This is a genomic window from Virgibacillus sp. M23, from assembly GCF_034190895.1.
In the GTDB taxonomy this organism is placed as follows: Bacteria; Bacillota; Bacilli; order Bacillales; family Amphibacillaceae; genus Virgibacillus; species Virgibacillus salarius.
Window position 1 is genome coordinate 42,126 of record NZ_JAWDHA010000004.1, and the last position, 24,545, is coordinate 66,670.

The following is a 24,545-nucleotide window of genomic DNA, read 5'->3' on the forward strand; positions in this document are numbered from 1 at the left end:
AAGGAGTAGAACATTGAAGATAGGTATAGACAAAATAGGGTTTTACACACCACATTTATATGTAGATATGAATAAATTAGCTGTGGCTAGAGACGTGGAGCCAGAAAAATTTACGATTGGAATTGGTCAGGAAAAGATGGCTGTTGCTCCAATTACACAAGATTCAGTGACAATGGCTGCTAATGCAGCTTGGAATATACTAGATGATAAAGATAAGGAAAACATCGATTTTATTATATTCGGTACAGAATCTGGAATTGATAATTCAAAAGCAGCAGGTGTGTATATTCACGAATTACTCGGATTAAACCAACATGCACGAACAATTGAGGTAAAGCAAGCCTGTTACGGAGCTACTGCTGGAATACAGTTAGCAAAAGGTCATATCGCCTTAAATCCAGATAGTAAGGTGTTAGTGTTGGCATCTGATATTGCTAGATATGGATTGAATACTGGTGGTGAGGCTACCCAGGGTGCAGGTGCAGTTGCAATAGTGGTTAGTGCTGATCCGGCGATTCTTGCGTTAGAGGACAAAAGCGCATATTTAACATCTGAAGTAATGGACTTTTGGCGCCCAGTATATTCGGATACAGCTATGGTAGATGGAAAGCTTTCTAATGAAAAATATATTTCTTTCTTCGAAGAAGTATGGGAAGATTATAAGAAAAAATCATTATTGACGTTAGCTGACTTTGCAGCCATTTGCTTCCATTTACCATATACAAAGATGGGTTTAAAAGCATTACGTACGATATATGAGGAAGGAACAACAGAAGATAAAGAACGTCTTTTAGAAAACCTGGAATACAGTAAGCTGTATAATAAGCATGTTGGTAATATTTATACCGGTTCTTTGTATTTAAGTTTCCTTTCACTGCTTGAGCAGAATAAAGGCTTAGAAGCAGGTTCGAGAATCGGATTGTTTAGTTATGGATCAGGAGCTGTTGGTGAATTCTTTACAGGGATAATACAGCCGAATTTTCGTGAACATTTACTAATAGATCAACATGATCATCTACTATCATCAAGAAAAGAGCTATCTGTTGAAGCATACGAAGAAGTTTTTAACAATACGTTACCGACAGATGGTTCTAGTTTAGAATTAGACATCACTGCCGACCCTGCCAATATCACTTTAGCTGGTATAAACAAGCATATTCGTCATTACGTAAACAAAACGAATCACAAGTGAATATAATGATAAATCGGATTACTATAAGAAATCAGAAGCTTGTAGAGAAACTTTTTTGTTTCTTTGCAAGCTTTTTTATAGTCTAGGAAATTACACTAGCGTTGCATAAAAAATAACTGTAGAAGTTAATGAATATATTTTTGATCTCAATCAATTTGAACGATTTTTCTGATATTGGTTATATTTTATTTATGAAAAAGACAATAGGGCTATTATTTTTTTATATTGCAAAGCGTTACATCAAACCCCTTATAAACCTTCTGTATCAAGGTTTTGCTTGTTTTCAAGAACGTAGGATAAAGTAAGTTAATGAATCTAATTGGGGTACATTTGGGGGAAGATAGGGAACAAACAATGTACGTGGGTAGATATTATATGAGAGAGGACTTGAACCTCTCTCTTCCTATTTATATATTCTGTTAGAGAATTAATTTCCCTGCATTTATTTTTCTTTAACGTTTTTCTAAATGGTCTTTTAATCCACTGTAAATAAAACTGATACGAGACCCAACTTAGCAAAATTTTTCAACCGCATTTATTGCGGTTTTTGTTGCAAAAAAACCTAAATGGAGTTATTCAAAATACTTTGGTTTTCTATAGTTAAAGCACCCGTTACTTTAAGTACGATATTTCACATAATTCAATTAAAAATGCTTACTCTTATAATCGTATAATGGGTTCAGTCAACATTTTGTGAATTCTGTACGCTAAGGAAAATATCAACTAAAAAGACCTCTATTAACTAGAAGTGGATTTGCTATTATATCAATTTTATATATTTTTTAGACCTTTTCTTTTCATTTGAAAAATCCTTATAGACTAAAACTGCAACAAAAATAAAACTTAGACTAACAATCCTGAAGATCATCTCTAAACTAATCCATTCAGCTAAGATTCCTAATATAAATGCGCTGACTCCAACACCAATGTCAAAACTGGAAAGAAAGGTTGCGTTGGCAGCGCCACTTTTTTCTTCACTTACCTTTTGAACAGTCCATGTTTGTAAACATGGCATAACAGTTCCATAACCTGCACCAAATAAAATCGCTGCAATAATAAGATAAAGATTATTTGTCGTATATGATAGCAACACAAGTGACAAAAAACCTAGAATTGCTGAAACAATGATGATAGACCAAGGTCCTTTTTTGTCATACCATTTTCCTGTAAAAGGACGTAGTAAAGTGGAGACAGTCGCATTGATAAGGAAAAATAGAAAAATATGATCTAGTCCCTTTTGTTTTCCAAAAAGAACCAAAAAAGTAATAATTGCTCCAAAACCAAGTGTTGTAATGACCGTCAGTAATGCTGGGAACCACACGTCTTTCTCGAAAATCGCTTCAAAAAATTGAAATGATTGTTTCTCATGTTTAACAGGAGTAGGTGAATATACAAAATAAAGCGCAATTACTGCCAAAAGACTGAGTACTACTGATGACCAAATTAAAATATTGAAAGAAAAAGAGTCATAGATAAGGATACCTACACTTGGTGCAATGATAGCCCCAACCGTTGTTGAAATAGAAAAATACCCTATCCCTTCTCCTAATCGTGTATTGGAAATTAAATCGACTACCATTGTACTATTGGCTGTGGTTGATACTCCCCACGCTGCGCCATGGAAAAGTCGTAACAATAGCAAAAGCCAAATAATATTAAGAAAAGGATATAGCATTGTAATAATCATTAAAGCGGCACTTGCAATAATGGCAAGACTTTTCCGTTGGTTATCAATTAAATAGTAGCCTATAAAAGGTCTGAATAGAACAGCGCCTAGTGTAAATAATGTTGTCATTAGACCTACTTGAATGGAAGATGCATTCATGCTTAACAAATAGGCTGGTAAAATAGGTAACAACATCTCAAACCCTATAAAAACTAAAAAGTTACTTATAAATAAGAATATAAATGATTTAGTAAAGATTTTTTGCTTTTTCATATTATTATCCCTCGCTTCTAATTATTATTCTAAATTAGAAGCGCTTGGAACACTGAAACATTTCTATATTGCCTAAGCCTTTTAAACAATTTTCTCACCCTTTCTAAACTTCTGGTTCCACACAAATTATTGCAACAGTTTTTTTCGTTATTTGGTAGTTCCTTATCTGGTCTTTTTACACTTTTTTATGAATTCATCCAACAAGAGGATGAATACACATATACAACACAATTCTTCTCTTGTATATGCAAAAAAGACACCATATAAAAACCGGCGTCTAGTTACTAATTAGTATTTAATCAAAATGCACAAACAATTTAACAGTTTCTACAGTTCTAAAATAAAAAGACAAAAAGCTTCCGGTATCTGGTTTCTATATGAAGTTTGCTTAAAAAAGGACAGACTGATCCCGTTAAAAGTATATCTCCTAGATGTAAATATGACTTTACTTCTGTTGCAATTCTTCTGAAAACAGTTTCCATGACTTTTTGCCTCCCTTTCTTAATATTAGAAAATAATTTTATTCATTTTAATATATATTGATAAAAAAAGCAAATCCATCTGAGGATACGTTATTGGCATTACAAATCATTTTCAATTATAATTAATCCTTCTTCCAATAACCTGCCAGCTTCATGTTACGTCTTTTTTTCGTTACTCTTGGTGAAAATTCTCAAACATTATTATAAGTTGTTTAGAAATTCTACCAGCTGAATTAATGTAATTTTGTGTTTTGATAGTTTATTATTAATTATCATAAATAAATTAATTTTCTAAAAAATACTTTACAACTTTCTTAAGTTAAAGGTATAATTCTTAGTAAGTTTTACTAGCTTCTGCATCACTAGGAAAATAAAAGGGGGCTTTATTATGAGGCTAAGAAGCTGGATATTATTCCTTGTATTTGGTCTATTAATCAGCGTAATTGTTGCCTGCTCCGGTGAGAGTGAGGATGCATCGACATCTGAAGGGGAAACAGATGAGGCAACAGCAGATACGAATGAAGAAAAAGAAGGAGAAAAGGTATTAAGTTTTATTAACCCCGAAGCAATCCCGTCAATGGACCCTTCACTTGCAACTGATGAATCATCTTTTATATATTTAGCAGCCACGACGGAGGGGCTTTATCGATTAGATGAGAATGCGCAACCCGTAGAAGGGATCGCAACTGACCATGAAGTAAGTGACGATGGACTTACCTGGACGTTTACTTTACGAGAGGATACAGTTTGGGAAAATGGAGACCCTGTTACTGCCCATGATTTTGTTTATTCATGGCAGCGGGCTGTTAATCCAGAAACCGGATCAGAATATGGTCCATATATGATGAATGGTGTCATAAAGAATGCAACTGCAATTAGTTCTGGAGACAAGCCTATTGAAGAGTTGGGTGTTAAAGCTGATGGAGATTATACACTAGTAGTAGAACTAGAGAATCCTACAGCATACTTTGAATCTTTAACAACATTCGGTACCTTTTTGCCATTAAACCAGAAGTTTGTTGAAGAGCAAGGTGATAATTTTGCTACTAGTTCCGATACACTTTTAGCTAATGGACCATATAAAATAGCGAATTGGAAAAGTACTAGTAGTTCTTGGGAGCTTGAAAAAAATGAAGATTATTGGGATGCCGATACTGTGAAAATGGATAAAATTAACTTTGAAGTGGTAAAAGATCCTCAAACGTCTGTTGATTTATATGAATCAGGAAAGATTGATCGTGTTGATCTAACTTCAGATTTAGTTGATCAATATAGTACAAATGATGATTATGTCATTACTCCTGATACATTCGTTTACTTCATTAAATTTAATCAAACGACAACGGATGCTACTGCAAATGTAAATATTCGAAAGGCAATCAGTAAAGCATTCAACAAACAAGCGCTTGTTGACGAAATTTTAAATAATGGATCCATTGTTGCTAATGGTCTGGTTCCAGCTGATTTCACGCCAATGCCTGAAACTGGTGAAGACTTCAGAGAAGTTAATGGAGACCTTGTGACGTATGATATTGAAGAAGCGAAGAAATTATGGGAAAAAGGTTTAGAAGAGATTGGTAAAGATTCTGTTGAACTTGAACTGTTAACAGACGATGATGAAACAACAAAGTTAATGGTTGAGTATATTGCTAATCAGCTTTCTACAAACTTACCAGGTCTTAACGTTACGTTAAAGCAAGTACCTAAAGAGCAGCGGCTTGATCTGGATACAAGCATGAATTATGAAATTCAAGTTTCTAGATGGGGTCCAGATTTCCTTGATCCATTCACGTATATGAATCTTTGGACAACAGATAGTGGCAATAATATGATGGGGTATTCTAATGAAGAATACGATAACTTAGTGAATGCAACTACTTCCTCCTTAGCTACAGATAATGTAGCTCGTTATGAGAACTTTTTAGAGGCTGAGAAAATCCTTTTTGAGGACGCAGCTATTGCGCCGATTTATCAGGCTTCGAGAGCACAGCTTGTTTCTCCGAAAGTAAAAGGTGTTTTTGTGAATCCGTTTGGAGCAACATATGAATACAAATGGGCTGATGTAGGATCCGCTGAATAATTTAATGTACATGTATTAGGAGAGTCTGGGACAAAACACAACTTTTTTACTCAAAATACGAATAATCATGTTATCAATATCAGTATCATCGCCGCACCGTGAAAATATACGCTCTTTCCGCGGGCACGGCTTCAGCTAACTTGGTAAAGAAAAACACGTTACCACGTGGATCTTCGGACTCGTGCTGTTCCCGCCGGAGTCTCGCTTATTTCAGGTGCTAAATGAATGACTTCAATCAAAAAAACGAACGATGATTAATTTATGATAATTATCGTTCGTTTTTTACTGTTTCTTCATTTTTTTGTGATAAAGAATTTAAAATATAGAAGAATACCCCTCTCACCCATAGCATTTTCACTCAGCCCATACAGTATAACCGTTAAGTGACTAAGTTTGGAGTTCTAAATTGCCTTACCTTGTGCTGCGGTGCTTTTAAGCAGACCAATTATCGCTTCATTGAGCCTATTACATAATAGGATTTGATTCCTGTAAATGTTTAGCTAGTCAATTACTTGAATAATATAGTGTTAGGTTGACAAACTAAGCATAAATCGCTATTATTATATTTAATTAATAATACTTTAATTAAATATAATTCATCAAAGGAAGTGTATAGTTGTGAAAAGAACAGCGGGAATTCACCATATTTCAGCAATTGTTGGCCATCCGCAGGAGAATGTAGATTTTTATGCAAGTATATTGGGGTTGCGACTTGTGAAGAAAACGATCAACTTTGATGATCCGGGTACGTATCATCTTTACTTTGGAAATAAAGAGGGAAAGCCAGGAACAATCATTACTTTTTTTCCATGGACCAATGCCTTTCCAGGTAAAATTGGTGATGGTCAAGTAGGTGTCACCTCGTATGCTATTCCACTGGGGGCGATGGATTTTTGGCAGGAACGATTTAGAGGTTTTGGCATCCAGTTCACAATGGAAAAGCGTTTTAGAGAAACGTATTTACGTTTTAAAGACCCCCATGGTCTACAATTAGAGCTTGTAGAGCGAGAAAACGGTGACCGGAATAATTGGACTTTTGGTAACATAACTCCTGAAGCGGCAATTAAAGGTTTTGCTGGAGTAACGTTATTTTCTTCGCAACCTGAAAAAACAGCGCAGGTACTAGAAGAAATAATGGGATTAGAGCGAATGGAAGAAGAAGAGGACCTTATTCGTTTTCGGTCTTTTGGGGATATTGGAAATATGATTGATTTAAAAACTACATCTGCTGGGCGTGGACAAATGGGAGTTGGAACAGTTCATCATATAGCTTGGCGTGCTGAAAATGATGCCGACCAATTAGATTGGCAAACATATGTTAGGGAGAGTGGTTATAGTGTAACAGCAGTTAAAGATCGAAATTATTTTAACGCAATATACTTTAAAGAACATGGTAATATATTATTTGAAATTGCTACAGACCCTCCTGGATTTTCCCATGATGAATCATTAGCGACGTTAGGGGCAGCATTAAAATTACCAGAGCAATATGAGATTTATCGTGGGAAATTAGAAAAAACATTATTTCCTATTAAAATTAGGGAATTGGATCAATAATAATAAATTTGGAGGGGGGTAGCGTAGGAGTGCTTTCTTTGAATCCAATACATTTAATTGGTAGTGTGGTACCGCGATCGATGGCATTTGAGACTGAAGACAGTACTATTCATGGAGCACCATCAGCTTTTTTAATATCGTATCGTAACATCCTCCAACCATTTCACAATCTTTTCAGCGCAAAGAGGATAGAATACAAAAGGATAATGTTAGAAATATTTTACAATCCAAAGCATTTGTAGTTCATATCGTAAATGAACAAATGTCAAGTAGACTAGAACATAGGGTGGTCATCTATCGGCAGGATTATGTGTTATCATGAAGATGGAGACAACTATAAGCAAGGGAGAATTAACCATACAGCATTAGGGGTAGTAGCATTAGGGGTAGTAAGTCGCTTTGCTGGTTCCATCACTAAGTTAGGTAATCGTTTTTCGATATCTGCCACAATAGAATGTAATTAAGTGAAGGTAGTCTTATAGAAACTGCTTTCGCTTTTCAATAATTTGAATATTGATAATTATGATAATTGTGATGTATGATACATAGTGGTGAAAAGCATAAAGGGCTAGAAGTAAAAAACGATGTTGGAGGGATAAGAATGATATTGAAATATGCTATCTATCAGATGGATATTGTCCCTGGTAACCCGTCCAAAAATCGAGCTAAAGTAAAAGAGTGGATGAAAAGAGAAGTAGCTAAAAATAAACCAGATGTTGTTGTGTTACCAGAAATGTGGACAACTGCTTATACACTACCATCATTAGATGAACAAGCAGATATAGGTGGTGAGCCAACAAAAGGTTTCTTACAAAACTTAGCGCTATCGCTAAATGTAAACATCATTGGGGGCTCAGTTGCAAATAAAGTGAATGATTGCTTCTATAATACGTCCTTCATTATTGATCGTAATGGAGTTGTTGTGTATCAATACAATAAGGTCCACTTAGTTCCTATGCTAGATGAGCATAAGTACTTAACAGGTGGTCAAAAGCCCCCAACAGTGTTTGAACTTGAAGGAGTAAAGATGGGTGTAATTATATGTTATGACTTGCGTTTTCCGGAGGTCATTCGTTCTTTAGCGCTTGAGGGAGTCGAAATTCTTCATGTCGTTGCAGAGTGGCCAGAGGCTAGGGCTGCTCATTGGAGAATCCTCCAATTGGCGAGAGCTATTGAAAATCAGATGTACGTTGTTTCTGCAAACAGAGTAGGAGAATATAATAATATTCTATTTTGTGGTAAGTCGATGGTAATCGATCCTTGGGGAGAAATAGTAGTGGAGGGTTCAAGGTATTCCGAGGACTCATTCTGCACACAAATTGATGCATCAACAGTTCCTCAAGTTAGAAAAGATATACCTGTTTTTGAAAGTAGAGTACCACACTTGTATAAAAAGTTGTTTTAGCACGGAAAATTAAAAGGGGAGGGTGGAAATGTTTCAAAAGATGAAAGATCCGTTGAAAAAATGGATGAATTCTAAGGTGATACAGGTGATTGGAAATATCGTTCTAATACTTATTGTACTCATGCTGTTTATAGTGGTTGGAACATTCGTTTACTTAGTAATCGCAGATCTATTATATAATGAATCTGCAATCAACGAAATTGTAAGTGATTACATATGATTTATTTTTTGTCTTAATAGATTATGTATGAATAGTAAAACAGATTAAGAAGCAAGCCTAGGTAAGGTTGAGTGTTGAATATTCCTGTATTAAGCAACAATAATTTTTGTCGTTACGTCCTATTCAATTTACTAAGGGGTGGAAAATACGAGTAAAAAATGAAAGGGTTTTCTGAAAATATGGATGCTGAAGTCGTGCCCGGAAAAATGAGTGTTTTCTTGATGAGCGATGATAGAGCCCGTTTTAAAAACGGAACTGTGTAGCTCTCTCACTTACACAGTCCCGTGTCTAGTCTATATTATCGTAAATTAGCTCGGACTTATTTATAATCGCTTTCTAAAAACGCTTTTAAAGCTTGCTTATTTTTTTCAAGATCGATGTTTAACACCGCTCCAGCATCTACATGTAAATTTGTATAAGAATTTTCGGTAGGGATGCGTAAGGTTTCTACTCCTTCGTTGGAATGTGTAAGTAAACCTTTACCTATCGAATATAAAATTTGTGTATTTACATTCGTATCTATATAAGCGTTGGTAGCTCCTAATATTTTTGGAAGTTTAACTAATTGATTGATCCTCAATGCTTGATCTTTTAATTTTGACAATACTTCTTGCTGACGCTCTACTCGACCGAAGTCATTTTGACTATCTTTTCGAAAGCGAACATAGCCTAATAATTGATCACCATGCAAAATTTGTTCGCCAGGATGCAGTGTCATGCCGATACCTTTAGACATTTCTTTTTCAATATTTACTTTTATCCCATCAGGTGCAACTAAATCTATAATTTTAGGAAAACCATTAAAATCGACGGTTGCATAGTAGTTAATATTAATATCAAAATTATGTTTAATGGTTTTTCTTAATAACTCTGGACCCCCGAAAGAGTAAGCTGCATTTAATTTTTGCATTCCATAACCAGGAATTTCAACGTATGTATCACGCATTAAGGATACAATTTTTATTTGATGTGTATGCTGGTTGTAATAACCAATCATCAATGTATCGGATCTACCTTTTTCTTCTCCTCGAGCATCGGTTCCTATTAAAAGTACTTTTATTTCTCCAAATTGTACTTCCTCTCCTTCAAATGGCTCAACAGTCGTATTGGCTACTCCTTTATTCATTGATAACCCCTGATTATATTGATATACACAGTAAATAATGATCATTGTAGTTAATAATGTTATCGATAAAATCAGTTTTCGATTTCGTTTCTTCCGTAATTTTTTTCTTTTAACTTGGTTATTGGCTGCTTTACCCAAATTTCTCACCTTCATCATCTGTATTGTACTAGTAAAACGTACTTATGCTTTCCTCTCTTGATAGTATAGTTGATATTACTAAAAGCTTCTTTTACAACTTACTCCCTTTATATGGAATTAAATATGATATAATTATTTTCCAATATACAGATGTGTTGATTTTTTGTCAACATTCTTTATAGATGGAGATGTCTTGGAGATAGAATGTAATTGAACTATATTAAGTGTTATTAAGAAATGGATTGTATTTTTGATAAATAACACATCATAATATGTTGACTTAAATACAACGTTTTTGACAAAATTATAATGAAGGTATAAAGTAAAAAAGAGTTTTATAGATGAGGAGTAGTGACAATGTCTCTAAATGAAAATGATACGTTAGGTTCTTTAGTAAAGGAACTCTTGCATAAAAAATCATTATCTATGCGTAAATTCAGTAAATTGACTTCCATCGATGTAGCGACGATATCGCGAATTGTTAATGGAAAGCGACGTGCTAACTTAAATCATTTACAAGTATTTGCTCAAGTATTGGACGTTCCGATTGTAAATTTGATGCGAGCTGCTGGTTATGAAATCGAAAAGAATGTAACTGATGATGCTAATGAAACGATACGACAAATGCAAAAAGTTATAGAAAAATCGGATATCCATCAAGAGGAATTTACCCTTGATTTGTTAGAGCAACGGTTATCTTCTTATCAACAATACTCTAGAACGGATGAAGGGGAAGAAATCATACGTAAGGAATTTAAAGAAAAAGTGAAAAAGGTAGCAGGTGTTGGACCATACATCCAACAGCTTCAGGATATATTTACGAAATTTACATTACGTAAGGGGAACGCAAAGGAACTAGCTGTAATGGGTGGTGTGTTAATCTATTTTATCTTAACGATGGACTTAGTGCCTGATTACCTATTTCCAATCGGCTTTATTGATGATGCGATTGCTGTTCAAACTGCAACCCAGCTTTTATCGCAAAAATAATAGGAGCGATGCATATAAAATGAAGCGTGTAGGTACTTTTTCAAATCATTTCAGGGTATTTATTTCTATTGTGTAAACCAAGTATTTTGGTATATGTTTGATTTTGAAGTCCTGGGGAAAAGAGCTTCCTTGAAATTGTCTGTTGAAGTATCTTCACAGCAGCCGATGACGATGCGTATACAGTAGTAAAATTAAATGAATCCAGCCAAATCGCTTTAAACCAAAGAAATTGAAAGAGCTGAATTAATGATAATAGAAAGTGAACAAAACACGGTGCTTGGAGTAGCAGAAATATAAAGTACGATTTGTATGTAATTTAGAGTATTCTATGATACTAGGTTAAACAGCAGTCGTTATATTATTGAAAAGACCTATATAAATGAAAGATTATATAAAGCGAAGATAGTTGATATTACTTGAACTATCTTCGCTTTTTCATGGATATAGGCTGTCTGTGATGTTGCTCTACTGTTTATTATTGCAAAATCATAATCTTACATTTTATGGTCTGTGAAACCTCTTACACAAACGTAATAATAGGGTTATAATTACGGTGTAAAGCGATGCAAAAATAAATCAGCTTTTTATTTTTGCAAAATTACTTTCTAGAAAGGTATTTCAAAATGGTATTAGATAAAAGGCGCGCGTACTTATTATCTATAGTTATGAAAGAATGTAAACCAATTCACACAAGAAGATTATCTGAATTATTGGGAGTTTCTCAGCGTACCATTTACTACGATTTAGACCAACTTAATAATTGGCTGACAGAGCAATGCTTAGAACCAATCCAAAATTGCTATGGAAAAGGAGTTTATTTAGTAGATAAGACTAGAAAAGAATTAATTTATCAAGGGATTATTGTGACGGATGACTATGCATATCAATTTTCAGAGCAAGAAAGAAAGTTACTCCTTACAATCAGGCTATTGACTGATAATGAGCCTTCTACTATGAGAGGCTTTATGGATATGACTAACATGAGTCGTAGTTCTGTAATAAAGGATATAAAGCATGTTAAAGCTTATTTGTCCAAGCATTATCTTCGTCTGCATTATACAAGACCAATCGGCTATCAAGTTGACGGTTCGGAAGAGCAGAAAAGGAGACTAGTTGCTCATATTTTATCCTATACATTATTACAGAAAGAATCAGATATATTTCAGAAAAAAATCTATCAAATTCTCAATCCGTTTTCTAAGCTGTACCATCAAGCTGACCATGCTAGGGAAGCTATTCTAGCTATCATTCATGAAGCGGAATGCGAACTTGGTTTAACGTTAACAGATGAAATGGTAGAAATGCTGTTAATACAGTTATTGGTAGTAGTGAAGCGAGTAAAGGCAGAACAAATTGTAGCAATTGATATAGAAGAAAAGAATGTATTACGTCAATCTGTATACTTTCACGCAGCTCAGTTCATATCTAATAGATTAACTACTAAATATCAACTGGAAATCCCAGATGATGAAATATGTTTTTTAACAATGAGCTTACTAGGCTTAAAGGTCCATCATGATGATTTTCGAAATTATACAGAACGAGAATTACGTGGTCTTCAACGTGTGGTTCATCGTATGGTATCAGAATTCCAAAATAATGCATGTGTCATTTTTGATGATCGAGATGGTCTAGAGAGGAATCTTATTTCACATATTAAACCAACATATTATCGTTTGAAGTATGACGTAAAATATTCCAATCATTTAACAGAGAGCATTCGAAAAAATTATGAAGAAATTTACCATTTTACAAAGCAAGTTATCGTTCATTTGGAGTACTATGTCGGCAAACAGATACCAGAGGATGAGATTGCATATATTTCTTTACATTTTGGCGGATGGTTAAAGAAAGAAAAAAAACAGGTGAATGTAAATTATCGGGCTATTATTGTATGTGAAAATGGGATAGGGACATCAAATATGCTAAAAACCCAACTGGAAAGCTTAATCGTTGGACTTGATGTAGTTGCTGTTCAATCCATCCGTGAATTTAATCAGCAACACCATCAGGTAGATGTTATTTTTTCAACGAATTATCTTAAAGAGAAGGATATCCCAGTTATTCATGTAGCACCGATTTTATCCAATCATGATAAGGAACGTATTTTAATGCAAGTGAATGATATGTTTAACATAGAAACCGTAACTCATGATGAAACGAATGCATTTATGGAGATAATTGCGAGGTTCGCTTCGATTAGAGATCCAATTGGCTTACAAGAGACTTTAAAAAAAATGCTGCAGGATCGAACTCATCATGTAAAGGAGATACGAAAACCAATGCTTAATGAGTTGTTAACAGAGAAAACGATACAGTTCAGAGATCATGTGTCTAATTGGCAAGAGGCTATTAAAGTAGCAGCAGAGCCTTTAGTTTTGCAAAGAGCAATTAAACCAACTTATGTTAAGGAGATGATCGATAATGTGAAGGAGATGGGCCCATACATCGTATTAGCACCAAACATAGCTCTGCCACATGCAAGACCAGAAACTGGAGTAGAGAGATTAGGTATGAGCTTTTTGCGATTAAAGGAACCAGTATATTTTTCAGCAAAGGAAAAGCACCGTGCACAGTTAATCATTGTGCTAGCAGCTATTGATAATGAAACTCATTTAACTGCGCTTTCTCAATTGACAGACCTTCTGTCGGTAGAAGAAAATGTACAGCAGTTAATTGCATCAGAAAATATACAAGATGTACAGAATATCATTAACCAAATTAATCTTATTTAGGAGGAAATAACATGAAAAAAATACTAGTTGTTTGTGGAAATGGGTTAGGAAGTAGCATGATTGTTGAAATGAACGTGAAAGCAATCTTGAAGGAGCTTGGTAAAGAGGCTGATGTATCTCATACAGATTTAGCTACAGCAAAATCTGAACAAGCCGATGTGTTCTTAGGGTCAGAAGATATTGTTAATAGTTTAGAGGATGGTAAGAAAAATGTTATTAAGCTTAAAAATCTAATGGATAAAGGAGAACTTCGAGACGCGATTGAGCAAAACATCTAACTTTACTATACATTTAAAGAAGGGGGAGACGTATAAATGATTGATTTAATAATGAATGATGTGCTAGGAACACCAGCAATCCTTGTTGGGTTATTTGCCTTAATCGGATTAATAGCTCAAAGAAAGAATGTTGCCGAAGTGGTTTCTGGAACACTCAAAACAATTATGGGCTTTGTGATTTTAGATGCAGGAGCAAATGTTATTGTATTGGCACTTGGGCAATTTTCTAGTATGTTTAATGAAGCTTTTAGCGTAGACGGTGTTATTCCAAATAATGAAGCAATAGTGGCGGTTGCTCAGCAAAGTTTTGGAACGGAAACGGCAATGATTATGTTGTTTGGTATGGTAGTAAATATTATATTAGCACGACTTACACCATATAAATACATCTTTTTAACTGGACATCATACGATGTTTATGGCATGTATGATTGGTGTAATCCTAACAACAGGTGGACTTACAGGTGTAATCCTAATTGTGGTGGGATCAATTATATTAGGTTCATTGATGGTTCTTTCACCAGCTATGCTGCAGCCATTCACACGTAAAATTACTGGTTCAGATGATTTTGCGATAGGTCATTTTGGATCAATGGGTTACGTTGTATCTGCGTTAGTTGGTAAATTAATTGGGAAAAATTCGAAATCAACAGAAGAATTAAAGGTGCCTAAGTCTCTTGGATTCCTTCGTGATACTTCCGTTTCTGTATCATTAACGATGGTGATTTTGTTCTTTATCGTAGCTGCTTGTGCTGGTCCTACATTTATTGAATCGGAATTAAGTAACGGACAAAACTTTCTAGTATTTGCTTTCTTACAGGGGTTAACATTTGCTGCAGGTGTATATATTATTTTAGCTGGTGTTCGAATGCTTTTAGGAGAAATAGTACCGGCCTTTAAGGGAGTGGCAGATAAATTTGTTCCTAATGCCAAACCGGCTTTAGATTGTCCTGCTATCTTTCCTTTCGCTGGAAACGCTGTTATTATCGGTTTTTTATTTAGTTTTATTGCAGGATTAATGAGTATGCTTCTTCTTCCTTTATTTGATTTGAAAGTAATTGTTCCAGGATTGGTACCACATTTCTTTACTGGGGCAGCCGCTGGGGTGTTTGGAAATGCTACTGGTGGACGTAGAGGTGCTGTTATTGGAGCAATGGCTAACGGGTTTATTATTAGCTTCCTTCCAGCATTATTACTCCCTGTATTAGGAACACTTGGATTTGAGGGTACGACATTCGGTGATGCTGATTTTGGCATAGTTGGGATCATACTAGGGAATTTGATTCAGTTTATTCAATCTAATCTATTATTTATCATCGTTATTTTTGTAGGCTTAGTCGTAATTTACGCCGTCGGCTGGAAGACGGTAAAGAATGTAGAGAAGAAAGACGTGGCATGATTATTTATACTACCTGGTATTTGAATCTTTGGAATGCCAGGTTTTTATTTCTATAGATTAGATCATGCTGATAATGAAGTAATTGGCTTGCTTATTATGTATGAAATAATACTTAGGAATTTAAGTAACCATAGCATAGAAAGTGTTGAGAACTGGGTAATAAATAACGAAATATGTTTTTGGATAACTACGTATTATTGAGTGCTGAGGGTGAAAAGTATGTCGATAGTTCTGAGGAGTTTCTAAACCATAAGAAAATAATAAATTTATTTACGGGGGATATGTAAATAAAAATATGATACGATGATTGTCTTTAGGGGTTATAATTTAACATTAGCATACTATTAACAAAAGGAAAGGATAAGCATACTTTTTAAATTTGAAGCCTTCGCTAATGATATGAATTCAAAAATCTTCGTGCTGCCTTTGTTTTTGAACAGTTCCTTTGTAAAAATTATAATAGCTTTGACTGTTTAGGTCTGATACTATTTCCTAGCACATAGATTAATAAAATCTCACGTTTATAAAAACGAGAGAGAAAGTAGTATCATGGGATTAATTGAGTCTATAATTAAAATATTGTTAGTGAACTTGATTCTAAGTGGTGATAATGCTGTTGTAATAACGTTGGCAAGCAGACGTCTTTCCGATCATTTAAAAAAGGTTGCCGTGATATGGGAGATTTTAAGAGCAATTGTCCGAATGCTCTTTGTTTTTATCGTTCTATATCTCTTAAAATTACCTTTCATTCATTTGATTGGTGGCATTCTTTTACTCATAGTAGCCTATAAGCTACTAGAGGACAAACAGGGGGAGTAAATTATAAGAATAGAAAGTTCCATGTGGGAATCTATTGTACTTATAATTGTTGCTGATTTAATCATGAGCTTAGATAATGTATTGGCAATTGTAGCTATTTCTAATATGGTGATATATTTCTTATCATGATTGGCATCATTGTCAGTAATTCCACTCATTATTATAGCCAGTCAATGTAGGATGGAATTAATGGAGGCGGTTACCAATCATTATGTATGGGAGAGCGGCTCTATTTACATATACAGCAGGAGAATGCTCCAGAGAGAGACTCTTGTGCAAAACATTTTGAAAGCGTTATCTTTATCGGAAGCGTACTTACGCTTAATTATTATTTTAATTGTTCTTAGTATAGGAGAGTACCGAAGAAGTAAGTAAAAAAGAGTTAGTGTTTTAGGAGGTGTCTCCAAAGACAAAACATGAAGGGTGAACTATAAAATTATCCTCCCAGATAAATTAACTGTAGTTGGCTATCATAAAGAATTAAAAAACATCATCCATTAGTAATGAGTCAATGGGCGATAAATGCTTTTGTTCCGAATATGCGCAGATGCACATACTCCGTCCTCAGTGAAGTTACCTAAATCAGGTGAGTGGCCAGTCTTCAATGCAGATGGTGAATTATTTAATTAGCTGGTTTATGAATTTAGCAAATAGTATTTTAGTGGATGCATATCTTTTGAGCAGAAATTAATTATGGACTGAATGGATTAAGAAGGTTGTAGCTTGAAAGGGAGTTGCTTTTCTTGCATACATAGAAAATTAAACATAGTAGATAATCATAGCCGTAAGACAAATAGCAACTTTGGCAAGAAACCTCATTTGGATCCCTCCATACATGTATTATCTATAGCTTTAATTCAAGTATAAAGCAGCATTTTTAAGTATGTATGAAATGATGGTAAACAATGTGTAAAAAATGGATGAAAAATACACGTATTCATGAACATTTATCCCACATATAACTGGCAGTAAAACCCTCACTGATTGAATTTTCACTTTCATTCATAATTTTTTCTGAGCTTGTATAAATATATCCTTAAGGAGAGGTTGTGAATGAAATTAGTAGTCATCGTAGGTGTTCTTGTTTTTATTGGTCTTTTATTTGGAGGTTTCTTAGCATCGATTATGAAAATTATTTTTAACAAACAGACTGCAAATCTCTATCTGTTTGCTTCTGGTATACTTATAGGAATTGTAGTTTTCATGTTAGTTCCTGAGGCTATGGGTCATTATAATCGTTTAGGATTAATAATTGGAATTCTAGGTGGCGTATCCTTTATGTTATTTCTTGAAACCAATGTATTAAAATCTGTTAATAGTGACCAGCTGAGACCACGGATGATTTTAAGTTCGTTTTTTTTAATCATAGGAATTGTATTTCATAATCTGCCAGTTGGACTGATGGTAGGTATGGAATTAGATAGTGCTACCTGGTTGTTAGATGGAACACTATTAGGGCCATTTGTGATTCACCAGATACCTGAAGGAATGGCTTTATTTGTGTCTTTTTTAGCTTGGACAGATACGCTTTCTCCCTTTCTGATTACTGCGTTTTCGTTAGCATTTTTTATGATTTTATTTATAGCAATAGGACATTTTGTAATGGATTTTACATTCAAAACAAAATCTGTTTGCATGGGAATCGCGATAGGCACACTAGGATATGCTAGCATTCATGGTATTCATTATCGCAGGGGCAGTTTTTCAACATCTTATATTCATCTCCTATTAGGGGTACTGTTTATTCTCATTTATACCGTTTTGATTAAAAGTCATTAATGGACATTGGAAAATAAACATACTATTAAATCAATATAGTAGTTTCTACCCGAAAGTTTGGTAATTGTCCCTAGATCATCCAAATTTCTGTTTCTTGTTAATTACTGATAGAAAAGGTTGTTTGCCTATTTAGTAACCGCAGTGTAAGATGGATCTAGCAGAAATGACACACAGTATGTCCCGAGTTGGTAAGTGCATTGATAACGGACCAATGGAATTGTTTTGGAGAACTCAGAAATGTGAGAAGTATTATCTACATAGGTAAGGAACGTTTAAAGAGCTTTCAAAAGCAATTGATGATTATATCGAATGATAGATATCAAGTAAATGAAACGGCCTTAGTCCCTGTTGATAGAGCTAAAGCCGCTTAAATCCATTTTTATTATTAATTATTTCCACTGTTTACTTGACAGGGCGCAGTTCAGATATTGCCCACTAATCTTCGTATGTGTTGAAAGAAACAATCAACAACCAAGGTTAAGCTTATACAAGCCCTAAACCTCTAACGATTTGTGCAATTGTAAACGTTACTGTAATAGCAATTGCGGTTGGCAGCGCAAAAGCAGCAAATGTCCATTTAGGACTTTTAGTTTCTTTCCATATATTTAACATTGTTGTACCACAAGGATAATGTAAAAGGGAAAATAGCATCATGTTTAATGCGGTTAACCAAGTCCATCCATGATCAAGGAAAATTTGCTTTAGATCATTAAGATTATCTACTTCAATCATAGAACCTGTTGAAAGGTATCCCATCAATAAAATTGGTAGGACAATTTCATTTGCAGGAAATCCGAGTATAAAAGCCATTAAAATAAATCCATCTAAACCAATGGCTTGTGCGAATGGATCGAAAAAGCCAGCAACATGCTCAAGTATACTTAAATCACCAATAAATATATTTGCTAAAATCCACGTAATAACTGAAGCTGGTGCCGCAACAATAACAGCCCGTTTTAAAACAAACCAAGATTTATCTAAAGTAGCTCGGACAATCGTGTTCCATATTTTGGGTTTACGGTATGGAGGCAGCTCCAATGTATAGTGGGAGGGGACGCCCCTTAGTAATGTTTTTGAAAGAGCCCATGATACAAATAGTGTCATGATTACACCGAATAATACAATTCCTACAACGACAGCAGCTGATATGAATGTATTCATTCCCCCAGAAAAGCCTGCAGCCATGAATAAACCTGCGAGCAATATTAATAATGGCCAGCGCCCATTACATGGAACAAAATTATTTGTTAAAATGGCCAGCATTCGCTCTCTTGGAGATTCAACAATACGTGAAGACATTACTGCAGCTGCGTTACAGCCAAACCCCATAGCCATCGTTAACGATTGTTTGCCATGTGCACCTGATTTTTTAAAAAAGCGATCTAAATTGAAGGCAACCCTTGGTAAATAACCAAAGTTCTCCAATAGGGCAAACATTGGAAAGAAGATTGCCATTGGTGGGAGCATTACACTAACCACCCATGATGTTCCACGATAAAATCCCTCTATTAGGATACCGTATAGCCAGTCTGGTGCTTGCAACCACTGAAATAATGCCGTTAACCAATCTTCCACAGTGGCAAAGGCTTCCGCAATGACGACACCAGGATAATTTGCACCAGCTATAGTTAAATAAATTACAACACCAAGCATAAGTAGCATAATCGGAAATCCGAAAGCCTTTGACGTGAGAATTTTGTCTAAATTTTCATCTAACCATGAGACTTTTTTATTCGAATATGCTACTGATTTGTTAGTTAGATCCTGAGAAGATGTATATATACGTGAAACAATGTGATCTCGTAAGTCATCTGATTGCATATTTTCTTGTTCATTAAAGAGATTATCTAACTGGTGTAGCTTCTGTTCAACATTATGCTCCATGACAACAATCCCCCTTTACTAATTGTTGCTGAGAATGGACGAAGTTAGGGTCTCGAATATAAGCTTTTAGTGCCTCAAGCAGTTGCTTATCTCCATCCAATAATCGAAGGGATAGCCATCTGGAAGGTAATGAGTCACCAAAAATAGCTTGTATTTTAGGCTGTAATTCATGTATTTTTTGTTCCACCTCGTCTGCGTACTGAACTTGAAACGGATGTGTCTGTATTTTGCCATCAATCATTTGGTCGATCGTTTTAAGTAATTGAATAATACCAATTTTTTCTCGGGCTGATATTAAAATAACCGGAATTCCCAATTGGCGAGATAGCTCTTCCTTATCTATGTGTATTCCTTTTCTTCTTGCTTCATCAATTAAATTGATGCAAAGAATAGCATTGCTGGTCATTTCAAAAACTTGTAATGCTAAATTTAGATTTCGGTCTAATGAAGTTGCATCTACGACAACTAAGGTTATATCTGGCTTTTCAAAAATAATAAAATCTCTTGCGACTTCTTCATCCGCAGAGTTGGAATAAAGGGAATAGGTTCCAGGTAAATCAATAACCTGATAGATATGATTATCCGTTTTAAGTTCTCCTTCCGCACGTACGACTGTTTTACCTGGCCAATTTCCAGTGTGCTGTTTCAATCCAGTTAATAAATTGAACAATGTACTTTTTCCGGTATTCGGGTTACCTGCTAAGGCAATCGTGTGACTCATTTATATCACCTCGCGATTCATTTTTTTTGCATAAATAAGTGAGCTTTCTTCTTTACGCAAAGCGATTGTTGTATGAAACACTTTAAACGCTACAGGGTCACCTAATGGACTTTTTTGTACTACTTCTATAGTCACTCCAGGTACAAAACCTAAATCTAGTAGTCTTCTTCGCATTACATTTTTTAGTTTAATAGATGTAATCTGTAGTTGATCTCCAACTTGATATTGGTAAATTGGCTTACCCTCTATCAATTTTGTCATCTCCTTTTGGTCGTTGTATAAACAGTTGGATTAGGGCAACTTATGAGTACATATAGGTATAAATATGTACGTTAACTTAGAATGTGCCTGTTTTTCTTCATTGAATATATTATGATTATAAACCAAAATTTTTACCGTGTACAACAATGGATCTTGAAAAACATATTTCTGCTTGGCTAATTAGCTTTGGTACTATACTCCTGTTTTTGTCACTTCAGCAATATGTTTAATAGGTCTTAAAAGGGCAAATTAGTACTAGACTTTATTATCAGATTTTTGTTATTATATTGAAATATTATTTAAATAAGGGGGGAGTCCACTTGAAGCTATTAGAAAAAATTAGTACAGTTGCAGGCAACACATTTGCCATCTGGGTTATTCTATTTGGGACTCTAAGTTTTATATTTCCAAGTGGTTTTTCTTGGATAGTTTCATTCATTCCGCTACTTCTAGGAATCATCATGTTTGGTATGGGGTTAACACTTTCCACGGCTGATTTTAAAGGTTTCGTTCAAGCACCAAAAAGTGTCATGCTTGCAGTATTAGCACAATATACCATCATGCCTTTATTGGCTTATGGCTTGGCCATCCTTTTTCAACTTCCATCAGAAGTAGCAGTCGGTGTTATTTTAGTTGGTTGCTGCCCAGGTGGCACAGCATCCAATGTTATGACGTTTCTAGCAAAAGGTAACACCGCACTATCTGTTTCCGTAACAGCAGTATCTACAGTGCTTGCCCCAGTTTTAACTCCAACAATGACTTGGCTATTGGCAAGTGAATGGCTGCCGATTTCGGCTGGTAGTATGTTTTTGACCATTGTAAAGATCGTTTTAATACCAATTATTCTAGGCATTGTTATTCGTATGGTATTTCGAAGACGAGTTGAACAAAGCATAAAAGTTTTACCGCTCGTTTCAGTTATTGGCATTGTTGCAGTTGCAGGTGCTGTTGTATCTGTGAATACAGAAAATATTACTTCATCAGCATTTACTGTCTTTTCAGTTGTAATTTTGCATAATGGATTAGGATTACTACTTGGATTTCTGCTAGCAAAAGTTGTAAAACTTGATATCAAAGATCAAAAGGCGGTGGCAATTGAAGTGGGTATGCAAAATTCTGGACTTGGTTCAACATTGGCACTTGCTTATTTTTCACCGATCGCGGCGGTTCCGAGTGCCTTGTTTAGTGTTTGGCATAATATTTCGGGACCTATTCTAGCAACCATTTGGGCAAAGCAAAGTGAAAATATTGATCCACCACAAGATAATGAAGAAAAATTAGCATAAATATGAAAGGAGAATGTCCTTACATTCAAAACACCATCTTAACAAAATGTTATGTTAAAATGGTGTTTTTTCTGTCAGTCATTAATATCAATGAATCGTCTACTTGAATTCTTCTTAGGAATGGTTATTTGTAATATTCCATTGTTTAAGTCAGCCTTTGTTTCTTTTTCCGATATGGTGAATGGAATCGTAATTGTTCGTTCCGCACGTTGGCCGCGGTAGCTTCTTTCCTGCTCATTGGATGAAAATTCTTCCACTGCAATACGTAATTGATTTCCGATAATCTCTAATTGGATTTGGTCACGTTTATATCCAGGTAATTCTGCTTCAACAATTACATTTGACTTTGTTTCATAGGTATGGACGTTTAAAGGGCGTTTTACCAATGAATTGAAATTCTTTGCAGATTCATTAAAGAATGCATCCATTTGTTCCATTAAGCCATGAAAGGGATTCCGTTCAACTCGCTTTAAACGATTATCGTTATTATCCACAAATAATCACCTCTTTGCTTAAATCTACACTAATAACCTATGCTTTAATGGAATAATAGTAGTGGGCGCAAGTGTAATTAGAAGCGCTATTAATAAGATAGGATAAAAATTTTAAAAACAAAGAATGATAACCAACTAGAAATAACGGTTCGTGCAACGAAGCTGCTCCTGAAAGATACTTTGCTTTTCCTCTGCTGGCTTGTTAGCAGCCTTATGCTAATGTACAGAGGGTTTTATGTTTTCCGTCCGAAACCTTTTCTTCCGTAATAGTTTATCTACGCATCTGAAGATAAAGAGTACGTTGTCCGTCTTTTAAGTAGAGCGTTTTTAGATATAAACGCCACATAAATTTCTATATTCCTTGAAAATCAAAAAAATTTTGTCGAAATTCGTCGTATATGAGCGGGAATTGAAATCATGTATCGATAATAAAGGAACCGTTTTCTTTGCTGATAAATCAATAATTGGGCTAGTTAATTCGAAAAAATTAATTAACTTATACTATTAAAACTGCAATAAATTGTCTGAAAAAACAGTATAGACAAAAATTTAAGCTGGTGATATAGTAATAAAAATTCATTTTGAGGAGGGGTTCTCTTGTTAAGTAATCCACTTATTGCTACTGCACTTATTTTTGCGTTAATTGCCCTAGGAGAATGGCTCTCCATTATTTCTAGAGCTCGGATTCCCATGCTCCTAACAGCCATGGTTGGATTCCTAGTTTGTGTCTGGACAGGAATATTTCCTGAAGACATTTTAGAAAAATCACAATTTGCTGCTTTAGGAGCTATTTTAGTAGGACCAGCTATTTTGCATATGGGGACGATGATCCCACTATCTTTGTTAAGAAGCCAAGTAAAAGCTGTATTGATTGCACTTGGTGGAGTTATTGTATCAGGAATTATTATTCTTGTTATTGTTTCGCTCATGTTTGATTATGGCACGGCTGTTGCTGGAGTTGGACCTCTAAGCGGTGGAATTATTGCTCTCCTCATTACTTCTGAAGAACTTGCATCGATTGGAAGATCAAGCTTAGTTGTTATTCCTGCTTTAATCGTAGCTTTTCAAGGTTTGTTCGGGATGCCTCTTGCACTAAATTTCATGCGCAAGTATGCAGTGAAAATACAAAACCAACTGGATAATGGAACCTTTGTGCCTATGGCAAATGAAGTTGCTGCAACCAAAGAGAAAACAAAAGCTAGTCCACTAAGAGAAAGTGCGGTTCTTAAGTTATTTTATATATTTATCGGTGCAGCTATTGGTACTACGTTAGGTGAAGTAACTCCTATTCATGCTACATTATGGTGTTTGGCGATTGGAATTGCAGGACTTAAAATTGGGATTTTTGAAACGAAGACATTAGAAAAAGCAAATTCATTCACCATTACGATGATTGCGATTGTCTTTGTAGTAATTGGTACAATGGCAGATGTAACACCACAAGAAGTACTAGCCAATTTACCAAGCATTCTATTAATTCTAATTTTGGGAACATTTGGTATTGCGCTGGGTGGGTTTATTGTTTCTAAGCTAGTCAAATGGGATCCATTAAAAGGAATGCCAGTAGCATTAACTGCATTGTTTGGCTTTCCAGGTGACTATCTCCTATGTGAAGAAGTTAGTCGAAGTGCTGCACGAAATGAAGAAGAAGAGAAAATTATCTTTAATGAATTACTAGCTCCAATGCTTATTGGCGGATTCACTACTGTTACTGTTGCATCTGTTGTTATTGCTGGGTTTTTGGTTCAAACACTATAAGGA

General features: G+C 35.0%; 19 protein-coding genes and 1 pseudogene. 14 read left to right on the forward strand and 6 right to left on the reverse strand.

Annotation, left to right across the window (positions count from 1 at the left end):
- Positions 1-13: 13 nt before the first annotated feature.
- Complete coding sequence (locus RVS70_RS02480; protein WP_026681720.1) at positions 14-1,192, forward strand: hydroxymethylglutaryl-CoA synthase; 1,179 nt, start codon at positions 14-16, stop codon at positions 1,190-1,192.
- A gap of 760 nt (positions 1,193-1,952) precedes the next feature.
- Here the strand turns inward: RVS70_RS02480 and RVS70_RS02485 are convergent.
- Positions 1,953-3,131, reverse strand: a complete 1,179-nt coding sequence (locus RVS70_RS02485) for an MFS transporter (protein ID WP_121604949.1) — start codon at positions 3,129-3,131, stop codon at positions 1,953-1,955.
- Positions 3,132-4,001: 870 nt separating this feature from the next.
- Here RVS70_RS02485 and RVS70_RS02490 point away from each other — a divergent pair.
- From RVS70_RS02490 to RVS70_RS02510, 5 genes are all read left to right on the forward strand, one after another.
- On the forward strand, positions 4,002-5,693 hold the full coding sequence (locus RVS70_RS02490; protein WP_121604950.1) for a peptide ABC transporter substrate-binding protein: 1,692 nt from the start codon (positions 4,002-4,004) through the stop codon (positions 5,691-5,693).
- A 618-nt stretch (positions 5,694-6,311) separates the two neighbouring features.
- A complete protein-coding gene (locus tag RVS70_RS02495) occupies positions 6,312-7,250 on the forward strand; it encodes a ring-cleaving dioxygenase (RefSeq protein ID WP_205388450.1) in 939 nt (312 codons plus the stop codon).
- Between the two features lie 308 nt (positions 7,251-7,558).
- Complete coding sequence (locus RVS70_RS02500; protein ID WP_161629274.1) at positions 7,559-7,714, forward strand: hypothetical protein; 156 nt, start codon at positions 7,559-7,561, stop codon at positions 7,712-7,714.
- 137 nt (positions 7,715-7,851) lie between these two features.
- Entirely contained in the window at positions 7,852-8,655 is an 804-nt protein-coding gene (locus RVS70_RS02505; RefSeq protein ID WP_308035987.1) for a carbon-nitrogen family hydrolase, read from the forward strand.
- Between the two features lie 28 nt (positions 8,656-8,683).
- Positions 8,684-8,875 carry a hypothetical protein gene (locus tag RVS70_RS02510; protein ID WP_026681725.1) on the forward strand — a complete coding sequence of 64 codons (192 nt, stop codon included), beginning with the start codon at positions 8,684-8,686 and terminating at the stop codon, positions 8,873-8,875.
- A 319-nt stretch (positions 8,876-9,194) separates the two neighbouring features.
- Here RVS70_RS02510 and RVS70_RS02515 read toward each other — a convergent pair whose 3' ends face one another.
- Positions 9,195-10,154 (reverse strand): LCP family protein, encoded by a 960-nt coding sequence (locus RVS70_RS02515; protein WP_121605881.1) that lies wholly within the window; start codon positions 10,152-10,154, stop codon positions 9,195-9,197.
- 342 nt (positions 10,155-10,496) lie between these two features.
- Here RVS70_RS02515 and RVS70_RS02520 point away from each other — a divergent pair, with 342 nt between their 5' ends.
- The 6 genes and pseudogenes from RVS70_RS02520 (at position 10,497) to RVS70_RS02545 (ending at position 18,138) form a co-directional block, all read left to right on the forward strand.
- Positions 10,497-11,129: a DUF1232 domain-containing protein gene (locus RVS70_RS02520; protein ID WP_026681727.1), complete on the forward strand. Its 633-nt coding sequence runs from the start codon at positions 10,497-10,499 to the stop codon at positions 11,127-11,129.
- Between the two features lie 623 nt (positions 11,130-11,752).
- Entirely contained in the window at positions 11,753-13,864 is a 2,112-nt protein-coding gene (locus RVS70_RS02525) for a BglG family transcription antiterminator (RefSeq protein WP_026681728.1), read from the forward strand.
- An 11-nt stretch (positions 13,865-13,875) separates the two neighbouring features.
- Positions 13,876-14,142 carry a PTS sugar transporter subunit IIB gene (locus RVS70_RS02530; protein WP_026681729.1) on the forward strand — a complete coding sequence of 89 codons (267 nt, stop codon included), beginning with the start codon at positions 13,876-13,878 and terminating at the stop codon, positions 14,140-14,142.
- A 36-nt stretch (positions 14,143-14,178) separates the two neighbouring features.
- On the forward strand, positions 14,179-15,540 hold the full coding sequence (locus tag RVS70_RS02535; protein ID WP_026681730.1) for a PTS ascorbate transporter subunit IIC: 1,362 nt from the start codon (positions 14,179-14,181) through the stop codon (positions 15,538-15,540).
- 549 nt (positions 15,541-16,089) lie between these two features.
- Positions 16,090-16,488, forward strand: a pseudogene (locus RVS70_RS02540) (TerC family protein).
- Between the two features lie 924 nt (positions 16,489-17,412).
- Positions 17,413-18,138 (forward strand): hypothetical protein, encoded by a 726-nt coding sequence (locus tag RVS70_RS02545; protein WP_121604954.1) that lies wholly within the window; start codon positions 17,413-17,415, stop codon positions 18,136-18,138.
- Positions 18,139-18,621: 483 nt separating this feature from the next.
- On the opposite strand, the gene RVS70_RS02550 is transcribed toward RVS70_RS02545, so the two are convergent.
- From RVS70_RS02550 to RVS70_RS02560, 3 genes are read right to left on the reverse strand one after another with little or no spacing between them, the layout of a single operon-like run.
- Positions 18,622-20,022 (reverse strand): nucleoside recognition domain-containing protein, encoded by a 1,401-nt coding sequence (locus RVS70_RS02550; RefSeq protein ID WP_026682251.1) that lies wholly within the window; start codon positions 20,020-20,022, stop codon positions 18,622-18,624.
- Positions 20,012-20,743: a FeoB small GTPase domain-containing protein gene (locus RVS70_RS02555; protein ID WP_205388452.1), complete on the reverse strand. Its 732-nt coding sequence runs from the start codon at positions 20,741-20,743 to the stop codon at positions 20,012-20,014. The genes RVS70_RS02550 and RVS70_RS02555 overlap by 11 nt, the downstream gene beginning before the upstream one ends.
- Positions 20,744-20,995 carry a FeoA family protein gene (locus RVS70_RS02560; RefSeq protein WP_318279949.1) on the reverse strand — a complete coding sequence of 84 codons (252 nt, stop codon included), beginning with the start codon at positions 20,993-20,995 and terminating at the stop codon, positions 20,744-20,746.
- Positions 20,996-21,324: 329 nt separating this feature from the next.
- On the opposite strand from RVS70_RS02560, the gene RVS70_RS02565 reads away from it, so the two are divergent.
- Positions 21,325-22,290 (forward strand): bile acid:sodium symporter family protein, encoded by a 966-nt coding sequence (locus RVS70_RS02565; RefSeq protein WP_321132475.1) that lies wholly within the window; start codon positions 21,325-21,327, stop codon positions 22,288-22,290.
- A 74-nt stretch (positions 22,291-22,364) separates the two neighbouring features.
- Here the strand turns inward: RVS70_RS02565 and RVS70_RS02570 are convergent, their stop codons facing one another.
- Positions 22,365-22,784, reverse strand: a complete 420-nt coding sequence (locus RVS70_RS02570) for an Hsp20/alpha crystallin family protein (RefSeq protein WP_051388387.1) — start codon at positions 22,782-22,784, stop codon at positions 22,365-22,367.
- Positions 22,785-23,381: 597 nt separating this feature from the next.
- On the opposite strand from RVS70_RS02570, the gene RVS70_RS02575 reads away from it, so the two are divergent.
- Positions 23,382-24,542, forward strand: a complete 1,161-nt coding sequence (locus RVS70_RS02575; protein WP_026682247.1) for a hypothetical protein — start codon at positions 23,382-23,384, stop codon at positions 24,540-24,542.
- Positions 24,543-24,545 lie beyond the last annotated feature (3 nt).

What these genes read in the sequence shown, in the direction of transcription:
- RVS70_RS02545 (WP_121604954.1), top strand. Translation starts at nt 17,413, where the DNA reads ATGAAATTAGTAGTCATCGTAGGTGTTCTTGTTTTTATTGGTCTTTTA.
- RVS70_RS02535 (WP_026681730.1), top strand. Translation starts at nt 14,179, where the DNA reads ATGATTGATTTAATAATGAATGATGTGCTAGGAACACCAGCAATCCTT.
- RVS70_RS02505 (WP_308035987.1), top strand. Translation starts at nt 7,852, where the DNA reads ATGATATTGAAATATGCTATCTATCAGATGGATATTGTCCCTGGTAAC.
- RVS70_RS02485 (WP_121604949.1), bottom strand. Translation starts at nt 3,131, where the DNA reads ATGAAAAAGCAAAAAATCTTTACTAAATCATTTATATTCTTATTTATA.
- RVS70_RS02530 (WP_026681729.1), top strand. Translation starts at nt 13,876, where the DNA reads ATGAAAAAAATACTAGTTGTTTGTGGAAATGGGTTAGGAAGTAGCATG.
- RVS70_RS02550 (WP_026682251.1), bottom strand. Translation starts at nt 20,022, where the DNA reads ATGGAGCATAATGTTGAACAGAAGCTACACCAGTTAGATAATCTCTTT.
- RVS70_RS02520 (WP_026681727.1), top strand. Translation starts at nt 10,497, where the DNA reads ATGTCTCTAAATGAAAATGATACGTTAGGTTCTTTAGTAAAGGAACTC.
- RVS70_RS02490 (WP_121604950.1), top strand. Translation starts at nt 4,002, where the DNA reads ATGAGGCTAAGAAGCTGGATATTATTCCTTGTATTTGGTCTATTAATC.
- RVS70_RS02515 (WP_121605881.1), bottom strand. Translation starts at nt 10,154, where the DNA reads ATGAAGGTGAGAAATTTGGGTAAAGCAGCCAATAACCAAGTTAAAAGA.
- RVS70_RS02500 (WP_161629274.1), top strand. Translation starts at nt 7,559, where the DNA reads ATGTGTTATCATGAAGATGGAGACAACTATAAGCAAGGGAGAATTAAC.
- RVS70_RS02510 (WP_026681725.1), top strand. Translation starts at nt 8,684, where the DNA reads ATGTTTCAAAAGATGAAAGATCCGTTGAAAAAATGGATGAATTCTAAG.
- RVS70_RS02525 (WP_026681728.1), top strand. Translation starts at nt 11,753, where the DNA reads ATGGTATTAGATAAAAGGCGCGCGTACTTATTATCTATAGTTATGAAA.
- RVS70_RS02555 (WP_205388452.1), bottom strand. Translation starts at nt 20,743, where the DNA reads ATGAGTCACACGATTGCCTTAGCAGGTAACCCGAATACCGGAAAAAGT.